This is a genomic window from Nitrospirae bacterium CG2_30_53_67 (genome assembly GCA_001873285.1).
Classification (GTDB): Bacteria; CG2-30-53-67; CG2-30-53-67; order CG2-30-53-67; family CG2-30-53-67; genus CG2-30-53-67.
Window position 1 is genome coordinate 1 of record MNYV01000163.1, and the last position, 9,488, is coordinate 9,488.

The following is a 9,488-nucleotide window of genomic DNA, read 5'->3' on the forward strand; positions in this document are numbered from 1 at the left end:
CGTATCCGGTTACGGAGATCCGTTTCCGGGGGATGCCGTTTTTCTTCAATATAAGGGCGATTTCCTTTGCCCTGAAGAAGGACAATTCCATGTTGTCCCTGTATTCTGTTTCGGCAGATGACTTGATCGGCATATTGTCCGTATGCCCCTCGATCATCACATGATCATTAGGGGACGCCAGAATAACCGGGATCAATTTTTTAACCGCATCCACCGTCTTATCGTCAATGACGACCTGGCCGGAACCGAACGACCCGCCGCCGAATACAGCTAAAACCTTAACCTCTTTTTCGGATCCTCCGGCTTCCATCTTTGGGTGAGTCTCTTTATCCTGATGTGAGAGCTTCTCCTCCAACTCGGTGATGGTGGTATGCAGATCTTCAATCAGAGCCCGATTGACTGCCAGTTCTGTGGCAAACTGTCCTAACCTCTCTGCTGCTTCGGGCGGGAGGCCTTCCGCCTTCATTCCCTTCCAGACGTATAGATAACGGGTATCCCTGTCAGACATTCCTAATGCCTTAAATGTGATGATACCTGACAAGGTAAAGAATAAAACAGAAATGCCAACGATCACGTTACGCATAGCATCTCAAAAGCATGGGGGAAATCATTTTTTTACGATTTTTACGATGTTGAAGTTTAGCATCAGCCCATTCAAGAAGTCAATGCACAAAAAAATGCCCCGCCGCTGAAGGGGCAGGGCATGAAAGGTTCCAATGGATCAACAGGGTCTATCCCTGCCGAAACATCAGCTTCAAACCGATCAGACCGATAAGACCTGAGCCGATTAAACACGAAAGAGAATCTATTTTGGTAGCGGGGGGAGGATTTGAACCTCCGACCTTCGGGTTATGAGCCCGACGAGCTACCAGACTGCTCCACCCCGCGCCATGATTTTAAGAGTTTAAAATATAAAGAAATTATCCATTAAAGTCAAGGTATTTAAATCTTAAATTTGCTTCTTCTCCCATTTAGTGGGTAAAAAGGGGGCGAGGGTTCAAAGGGTCAAGGATTCAAGTGAAATACTTAAACGCAAGCAAAATCTCCAGCGAAAAACACTGGAACCCTTGAACCCAAGATGCCTTGGTGTAGTAGCTGTCACAGAGGGCAATTATATAAAAAAGCGGGACACGCAAAGTGTAACCCTATGACCCTCGGTTTTTTATGTTTTCAGCACTTCACTTGACCCCTGGAATCCTTGACCCCTTGAACCCTTATGTTTTCACACACTCTTTTGGAGATGATCCCAAAAATAAATAAAGCCCCGACGGCATACCATCGGGGCTAAGGGTTCATCTAGAAGATCACTCAGCCCATTGAACCCGTGAATAAGATACCCGACTGCGGAAACCTCGTCCATTCCCCTAAAGAGTTAAAAGTTAAATAATAACAACCATTTAGATTGCATAAGATACATACTTCGTGTTATGATAACAAAAAAAAGGAGGGACCTATGGCCAATTTTAAGAAACTCCTGATCATGCTGCTCAACATGGATCTGGATAATACCCAGCAATTGTACACCCCTTTTTATCAGGCTGTTGCGGCCGCTTCGCTGAATTATGATGTCTCCATGGTCATCACCGCTGATGCCGGTCTGATCTTGAAAAAGGGAGTGGCCGAAAAAATTTTTATTGAGCAGTCCTCCCATGGGGCTTCGGCAAGGGCACTCTATGAATTCATCCGGGACGCCCATAACGCAGGCGTGAAGATCTTTATCTGCAGCCCGAGTCTTGCCCACCATCAGATGACCCGAGATGATCTGATCCATGAATGCACCGACATCATCGGCAGCGCAACCTATATCGAGATGGCCATGGATGAGGATACGCAGGTTCTGACCTATTAAAGGAGAGGCATTCAAGGACTTCAAAGTTGAAGCTCTCCGCAACAAGCTGCGGGGAATCTTCGAATGATCAATCACTTCATCATTGTTTTTTTCACTTTTTCAAGGCCGCATGCGCAGCGGCTAATCTAGCGATGGGGACCCTGAAGGGTGAACAGCTCACATAATCAAGGCCGATCCGGTGACAGAACTCCACGGACCGGGGATCACCGCCATGTTCACCGCATATCCCGATTTTCAGGTTCTTACGGATGCTCCTCCCCTTCTTCACGGCCATGGCCATGAGCTGACCCACGCCCTCCTGGTCCAGGGTCTGGAACGGATCAACCGGAAGGATCTTCTTCTCCAGATATTCCGGCAGGAAGGACCCGATGTCGTCCCTCGAAAAACCGAAGATGGTCTGACTCAGGTCATTGGTCCCGAATGAGAAGAACTCGGCTGCATCCGCGATCTTGTCGGCCACCAGGCAGGCCCTGGGAACCTCGATCATGGTGCCGATCTTGTAGGAGAATTTCCCCTTCTCTTTTTTGACCTCATTCGCGACCCTCTCCACAATTTTACGCTGGTGGGCGAGCTCCGCAGGGATCCCCACCAGGGGGATCATCACCTCGGGATAGACCTTGCAGCCCTGCCGGGTGAGTTCAGCCGCCGCTTCGAAGATGGCCCTGGCCTGCATCTCGGTGACTTCAGGATAGGTGATGCCGAGGCGGCACCCCCGATGCCCCAGCATGGGGTTCATTTCATGGAGCTGGGCGATCCGGGCATTGAGCCTGTTTGTTGAGATGCCCAGCTCATCGGCCAGTTTCTGAACCTGTTTCTGGTCCATGCTCACAAATTCGTGGAGCGGCGGATCCAAGGTCCGGATGGTTACCGGCAGCCCCTTCATGGCCTTGAGAATGCCCATAAAATCCTGCCGCTGGTAAGGGAGGAGCTTCATGATGGCCTTGCGCCGGGCCTCAAAGGTTTCGGCCACAATCATCTCCCGGATGGCCTGGATCCTCTCAGGCCCGAAGAACATATGTTCGGTGCGGCAAAGGCCGATCCCCTCCGCCCCGAATGCCCGCGCCAGAGCCGCATCATCAGGGGAGTCGGCATTGGTCCGGACCCCGATCCTGCGCAATTGATCAGCCCAGCTCATCAAAGTTTTATAATAGGGGTTCTTTTCCGGATCCGCGGCAAGGAGAGCGATCTTCCCCATGTAGACCAGCCCCCTGGTGCCGTTCAGGGTGATCCAGTCCCCCTCTTTGAGCGTGGCGCCTCCCACGCAGAGTTCACGCCTTCCAGTCCGGATCTCCAGGGCGCCGCAACCTACGATGCAGCACTTGCCCCAGCCCCTGGCCACCAGGGCCGCATGGCTGGTCATCCCTCCCTTGGCCGTAAGGATGGCCTGTGCCGCGTGCATGCCGTGCACGTCCTCGGGAGAGGTTTCGTTCCGGACCAGGATCACATTCTTCCCTTGCTTTGCCCAGGCCTCGGCATCATCGGCCGTAAAGACGATCTGTCCGATGGCGCCGCCCGGACCCGCCGGCAGCCCCTTGGCCAGAGGCGTCATTTTCTTTTCAGCATCCGGATCCAGCATGGGATGGAGCAGTTCGTCGAGATGATTCGGCGACACCCGCAGGATGGCCTCCTGCCTGGTAATCAGCCTCTCCTTGACCATTTCCACGGCAATTCTGATAGCGGCGGCCCCGTTCCGTTTCCCCGACCGGGTCTGCAGCATCCAGAGTTTACTCTCTTCGATGGTGAACTCGATATCCTGCATATCGCGGTAATGGGTATCGAGCTTTTTCTGGATTGACAGAAGCTGTTTGTAGACCTTGGGCATCTCCTCTTCGAGGGAAAGAAGGCCGCTGTCCCCTTTCTGTTTCTTATTGATGGGCTGCGGGGTTCGGATGCCGGCCACCACGTCTTCTCCCTGGGCATTCATGAGATATTCGCCGAAGAAGAATTTCTCCCCCGTAGCCGGGTTGCGTGTAAAGGCCACCCCGGTCCCGCTGCGGCTCCCGGTGTTCCCGAAGACCATGGACTGCACATTCACGGCCGTGCCCCATTCCTCCGGAATCCCCTCGATCTTCCGGTAGGAAACGGCCCGTTTCCCATTCCAGGATTGGAAGACCGCTCCGATCCCGCCCCAGAGCTGCTCGTAGGGATCATCGGGAAAGTCCTTTTTCAAGACCGCTTTCACCTTTTTCTTGAAGAGATCCGCCAGATGCTTCAGATCCCCGGCGGTCAAGTCCGTATCAAACTGATATCCCTTCTGCCTCTTCAACTGATCCATTTCCTGTTCGAGCTGATGACGGATCCCATGCCCGTCAGCCGGTTCAATCCCGGCCGCCTTTTCCATGACCACGTCGGCATACATCATGATCAGCCGCCGGTAGGCATCGTAGACGAACCGTTCGTTCCGGCTGCGTTCGATCATGGCCGGGATGGTCTTGGACGTCAGGCCGACATTGAGAACCGTCTCCATCATCCCGGGCATGGATTGCCTGGCCCCGGACCGGACCGAGACCAAAAGAGGCCTTTTCGGATCCCCGAATTCGGCGCCCATGGCCTTTTCCACCTTGGCCATGGCATGAGCCACCTGCTCCTTGAGGCCGGCAGGGTATTTGCGGCTGTTTTTATAGTACTCCGTGCATACATCCGTGGTGATGGTAAAACCCGCAGGCACGGGTATTCCCAATCTGCTCATCTCGGCCAGGCCGGCGCCCTTTCCGCCGAGGAGTTCCTTCCAGGTCCCCTTGCCGTCAGCCTTCCCGTTGGCAAACAGATAGACATACTTTTTCTTCTTGGACATCGAGTTCCTCCCCTATACAAGATATGTTGCTTTTCCCATCATGGTTTCCCCTGTTTGAAGTCGGATCTCATCAGATGGCCGGCAGGTGTGGTATCATCTGAGATCTGCACTATAAAACAAAACCGGGGCCAAGACAAGAAAAAATCAAGCGGTCATTCCACTACGATTTTTGAAAAATCGGCGATCCGTGAGACCATGGATGCAACGCGGGAGAGTAAAGCCAGGCGGTTATCGCGAATTTTCATGTCCTTGTCCATGACCATCACCCCGTCAAAAAATGAATCGATGGCCTCCCGGAGGGAAGCGATCGTGGTCAAGGCTTCTCTATATTTTCCTTTCTGGATCAGATTCTTTACTTTCTTCTCGGTCTGCTGAACATCCTGGTAAAGCGACTTTTCGCTTTCGTGCTGGAGCAGCCCCTTCTCCACCGCACGGGTCTCGCTCCCTTTGATGATATTCATGGCCCGCTTGCAGACCACGGTAAACGGTTCGAACATGGGTTCACCCCGGAATGCCGTTAGGGCATCTACCCTCGCCTTGGCATCAGGAAGGTGATCGAAACCCGCCTCCAGGACCGCTTCCACGGTATCGTACCGGTGGACGTCGGAGATGAGAAGACCCGAGAGCCTTCCCTTAAAATAATTCAGGATCGCCTTCCTGGTCCCTTCGAGATCCAAAGAGATATTCGGTCCGAGGAGCCGGAGCGCCTCGTCAATCATCTCCGAAAGGAGGACCGGATACCCTTTCTCCATCAGGATGGCAAGAATGCCGAGGGTCTGCCGGCGAAGGGCATAAGGATCCTCGGACCCGGACGGGAGGAGTCCGATTCCGAAACACCCGGCGATGGTATCCATCTTATCGGCCAGACTGATCAGGGCCCCCTCTTCGGACGAAGGGATGAGGTCGCCCGCAAAACGGGGGCGGTAGTGCTCGGACACGGCGAGGGCCGCCTGTTCCGATTCCCCGGAGAGGAGGGCATATTCACGTCCCATCTCTCCCTGCAGGGTGGGAAACTCCTTGACCATGGAAGTACAGAGATCGGCCTTGCATAACGATGCGGCCGTAGAGACCGGGACCGTATCCATGATTCCGATCTTTTTTGCCAGCCAGGCGGAAAGCGCGGCAATCCTCTCGGCCTTCTCAAACAGGGTCCCCAGCTTTTCCTGAAAGGTCACCCGTTTGAGATCCTCCACATAAGAGGAAAGCGGACGCCCGCAGTCGCTCTTGAAGAAGTAAAGGGCATCGGTCAACCTGGCACGGAGGACCCGTTCGTTCCCGGAGATGATCATCCCCGCGTCCTTGGCCCGTGTATTGCTGACCGTGATGAAGTGCGGGAGGAGATCACCCGAGCTGCTCTCCAATGAAAAATACCTCTGGTGTTCCCGCATGGCGGTGATCAGGACCTGGCGGGGGAGCGAGAGGAAGCCGGGTTCAAAACTCCCGCAGAGCGCCGTGGGATATTCGACCAGATAGATCACCTCTTCAAGGAGCTTTTCGTCCGGAATCACTCGCCCCCCCACTTCGCTCTCAATCTTCTGGATCTGTTTCAGGATCTCCTTCCTCCTATCTTCGGGGTCGAACATCAGAAAACGATCCTTGGAAGAGGCCTTGTAAGACTTGAAGCCGTGGACCGTACAAGAGCCAGGGCTCATGAAACGATGCCCACGGGAGAGGTTCCCGCTCTTGATCCCGTCGAATTCAAAGGGGATCACCTCTTCATTGTACAGGGCGAGGATCCAGTGGATGGGCCTTGCAAACCGAAGACTCCCGCTCCCCCAGCGCATGGACTTGGGAAAGTGGAGCGTGGTGATGATCTCGGGAAGGATCTTCTGCAAAACTTCCGGAGCGGGGAGACCGGGCTCTTTTTTTACGGCGCAAAGATATTCCCCCTTGGGCGTCTCCTGAATGGTCAGATCCTTGATGTCAACACCTTGGCCTCGCGCAAAGCCTACGGCCGCCTTAGTGGGGTTCCCCTCTGAGTCATAGGCCACCGACCGGGCAGGACCGAGGACCGTCAGGTTGAGATCCTCCTGCCGTTCGGGAAGCCCTTCTACATAAAGGATCAGTCTCCTGGGCGAGGCAAAGGTCAAAACCGAGCTGAAACCAAGGCGATGCTCCGTTAAAATCTTCTCGGTCAAGGTCTTCAATTCCGACATGGCCCCAGGTAAAAAGGCTGCGGGTATTTCCTCGGCGCCGATCTCCAGCAACAACTCCTTGCCCATGGCCTATAACCCCATATCCTCTTTTTTCGAAATCATGTCCTGTTTCCTCTGATGAGGCTTCTGACGCTGCGGAAGAAGAGGGAACCCCTTTTCTTCACGCATGGCGAGATACCCTTTTGCACAGAGCCTGGCCAGGTTTCGAACCCTGGCGATGTAGCCGGTCCGTTCGGTCACGCTGATGGCGCCCCGGGCATCCAGCATGTTGAAGGCGTGCGAACACTTCAGACAATAATCATAGGCGGGGAGAATCAGGCCTTCCTTGATGAGACGGTTCCCCTCCTTTTCAAAGATATCGAAGAGGTTAAAATGCATCCCGGAATCGGAGATCTCGAAGTTGTACCGGGAGAACTCAACCTCATCTTCATGGTGGATATCCCCATACGTGACCCCCTCCGCCCATTTCAGATCAAAGACATTGTCCACCTGCTGGAGGTACATGGCCATCCGTTCCAGCCCGTAGGTGATCTCCACGGAAACCGGGGAAAGGTCGATCCCGCCCACCTGCTGGAAGTAGGTGAATTGCGTGATCTCCATGCCGTCGAGCCAGACCTCCCAGCCGAGGCCCCAAGCCCCCAGGGTCGGAGACTCCCAGTCGTCCTCGACAAAACGGATGTCATGCTGGAGGGGATCAACACCAATCTCGACCAGGCTTCTGATATAGATATCCTGGATGTCCTTGGGTGAGGGCTTCATGATCACCTGGAACTGATAATAATGCTGCAGGCGGTTCGGGTTTTCTCCGTACCGGCCGTCCGTGGGTCTCCTTGAAGGTTCCACATAGGCGGCGTTCCAGGGTTCGGGACCCAGAACACGTAAAAATGTCGCAGGATTGAAGGTGCCGGCCCCGACTTCAATGTCATACCCCTGCTGGATGAGGCACCCCTTTTTCACCCAGTAATTCTGCAAGGACAGAATAAGTTCCTGAAATGTCACAAAAAACTCCGCTTTTAAGCTTAAGAAAAATAGGGGTCGTATGTTAGCAAAGGAGGTTTATTTTGTCAAGAAAATCATCTTTGATTCAGCGATTCCGCAATCACATCCAGGAAGGCAACAACAGTTGTTGTATTTTAAAAACTTAACGGTCCGTACCGCCGAAATTCGCCTGGCAGTCGCCGTCACCGCCGTTGATGGTGATGTCGGCATTCATGGCGGTATCGTAAGTCAAAGTCGAGACCACGGGAAGGCCGCAGGTGCCGTTGTTCGTGGTCCTCCGTTCAATAGTCTCACCCGGGTTCAACAAGATGACCGCCGTCGTGATCTCCGCGTTGTTATTGATGCGCCTGCACGCGCCGTCAATCCAGAAGTCTCTCCTTCCCCCCGTATTATTCCAGACCCGGTATCCGGCACAGCCGACATACGCGGAGGTCGAGCAGTTTCCGCTTCCGTAGGCATTGGTCACCGTCAGGGTAAACGAACTCAATGATGTCAAAGCAGCGGTGGTGCACGTTCCCGAGTTCGAGCTGACAAAGCTCGTGCAGGTGCCGCTCGAGGGCGCGAATACACCGTCCGCAGGACCGTTGGTGATGTTCCAGATCAGACTGGTCGTGCTGTTGTAATCCACGATGCCGGGGCTCGCGGTCAGGGTACAGGAGGGCGCACTTGGCGGATTGACCGTGACCGTGGCCGAACAATTATTCGAGCCGTTCGTATTCGAAACCGTCAGGGTAAATGTCGTGGTTGCAACAAGGGCCGCCGTTGTGCACGTGCCGCCGTTGGAACTCGTGAAGTTTGAACACCCACCGCTGACCGGAGCGAAGGCACCGTCCGCGGGACCGTTGGTGACGGCCCAGGTGAGGTCCGCGGTCTGTCCCGGGTTGATCGGCCCGGCCGGGCCCGTCAGGGTGCAGGTGGGCGCAGTCCCGCCGGAAGAAGCATTGACGCGCACAGAAAAACCTTTTGACGTGGTGGAACAGCTATCCGAAAGGACGGCTGCAAACGGATAGTCCCCAGCCGATGCGCCCGGGGGACTCGCGCTGAGCACACCCGTGACCCCATCCACGCCCAACCATCCGGGATTGCCGGAGAGGCTCCAGGTGTAGGCATTCATGCCGCCGGTCCCGTTCAAGGTGGCAAAAATCGGAGCCGAAGCCCCCTCGGTTGTGGAGGGGAGATCCGAATTCGTGATCCTCAGGGTCTGGGGATAGACCAGGATGGAGAAATCCCTGACCGCCGTCTTTCCCTGGGCATCGGTCAGCGTGACATTAGTAATCCCTATGGTGTTGGAACAGGCGCCCAGCGTGCCGGAGGGGGTCGCGCTGGTATCAATGGTCCCGCTTATCGTGCCCGCAGTACTGAGCGAAAGGCCGCCGCTCCAGCTGATCGGTCCGGCCGGAGACCATGGCTGATAAGGCAAGCATCCCCCATACCCCTCGATCTGGGCATTGTAGGCCGTATCCTCGGTCCCTTCAGGGAGCGTGGACGTCCGGATCGAAAGAGAGGAGCAGGAGAGTTCCTGCCTTAATCGGGAGAGATCCACATACTCGACGATGTCATCATACGTCGCGCCGTATTGCAGGATCTTAAACGTGGGCGCAGCGCCCGTCTCGTTCGCATGGTTTTCGCCCAAAGAAAGGATGACAAAGGCGGTTCCGGACTTGCAGCATGGATCGCCGGTCCCGCAGTC

4 protein-coding genes, 1 tRNA gene and 2 pseudogenes are annotated in these 9,488 nt (G+C 54.9%); 1 reads left to right on the top strand and 6 read right to left on the bottom strand.

The annotated features are described in order from the left end of the window. Both AUK29_10190 and AUK29_10195 read right to left on the bottom strand, forming a co-directional pair. A pseudogene (locus tag AUK29_10190) lies at window positions 1–508 on the bottom strand (hypothetical protein). Between the two features lie 303 nt (window positions 509–811). Then, a tRNA-Met gene (locus tag AUK29_10195) sits at window positions 812–888 on the bottom strand. 565 nt (window positions 889–1,453) lie between these two features. On the opposite strand from AUK29_10195, the gene AUK29_10200 reads away from it, so the two are divergent. Further along, a complete protein-coding gene (locus AUK29_10200; protein ID OIP61471.1) occupies window positions 1,454–1,849 on the top strand; it encodes a hypothetical protein in 396 nt (131 codons plus the stop codon). Window positions 1,850–1,940: 91 nt separating this feature from the next. On the opposite strand, the gene AUK29_10205 is transcribed toward AUK29_10200, so the two are convergent. The 4 genes and pseudogenes from AUK29_10205 to AUK29_10220 form a co-directional block, all read right to left on the bottom strand. After that, complete coding sequence (locus AUK29_10205; GenBank protein ID OIP61472.1) at window positions 1,941–4,643, bottom strand: pyruvate, phosphate dikinase; 2,703 nt, start codon at window positions 4,641–4,643, stop codon at window positions 1,941–1,943. A gap of 152 nt (window positions 4,644–4,795) precedes the next feature. Continuing rightward, on the bottom strand, window positions 4,796–6,865 hold the full coding sequence (locus AUK29_10210) for a glycine--tRNA ligase subunit beta (GenBank protein OIP61473.1): 2,070 nt from the start codon (window positions 6,863–6,865) through the stop codon (window positions 4,796–4,798). Between the two features lie 3 nt (window positions 6,866–6,868). After that, entirely contained in the window at window positions 6,869–7,798 is a 930-nt protein-coding gene (locus AUK29_10215) for a glycine--tRNA ligase subunit alpha (protein ID OIP61474.1), read from the bottom strand. A gap of 142 nt (window positions 7,799–7,940) precedes the next feature. After that, window positions 7,941–9,488 (bottom strand): annotated as a pseudogene (locus AUK29_10220) (hypothetical protein).

What these genes read in the sequence shown, in the direction of transcription:
- AUK29_10200 (OIP61471.1), top strand. Translation starts at nt 1,454, where the DNA reads ATGGCCAATTTTAAGAAACTCCTGATCATGCTGCTCAACATGGATCTG.
- AUK29_10205 (OIP61472.1), bottom strand. Translation starts at nt 4,643, where the DNA reads ATGTCCAAGAAGAAAAAGTATGTCTATCTGTTTGCCAACGGGAAGGCT.
- AUK29_10210 (OIP61473.1), bottom strand. Translation starts at nt 6,865, where the DNA reads ATGGGCAAGGAGTTGTTGCTGGAGATCGGCGCCGAGGAAATACCCGCA.